At 27.0% G+C, this 456-nt stretch carries 1 protein-coding gene; it reads right to left on the reverse strand.

The window, feature by feature from the left end:
- Window positions 1-308 (reverse strand): nucleoside-diphosphate sugar epimerase/dehydratase (locus K0040_RS20195; protein WP_265588951.1); only part of this gene is annotated, 308 nt, incomplete at its 3' end.
- Between the last annotated feature and the right edge of the window lie 148 nt (window positions 309-456).

The raw sequence follows: 456 nt of genomic DNA on the forward strand, positions 1-456 counted from the left end.
TTACAGTTAGTGTTTTTACATATATCAATAATCTCTTTTTTTCTACGTTTCTCTATATTTGCTATTGAAAAGATTATCTCATCTACATTGTACTTTTCAACTACCTCTTTTATATTTGAAGTTGTCCCTACAATTTTTACATTATGGATTATTCTTCCAATTTTATTTTTATCATCATCAATTATAGCCACTGCTACTTTCTTAAGTTCTGGATTTCTTTTTAGTTCCTGTATAACCATTTCTCCTGCATCTCCTGCACCAATTATAAGGATATTTGAAATCTTGCCTCTAGAATATGTCTTATTCATGACTATTCTTATAGCTCTATAGGCTATTCTTGCGCCACTTGTAAACATTATAATAAATATTGTATTTAGTACATAAAATATTATAGGATAATCAAACCCTAATAATTTATTTATTATATAAACTGGAATTAAATAAGCTAAAGTTGCC

The sequence above is a fragment of the Terrisporobacter petrolearius genome (genome assembly GCF_020748185.1).
GTDB lineage: Bacteria > Bacillota > Clostridia > Peptostreptococcales > Peptostreptococcaceae > Terrisporobacter > Terrisporobacter petrolearius.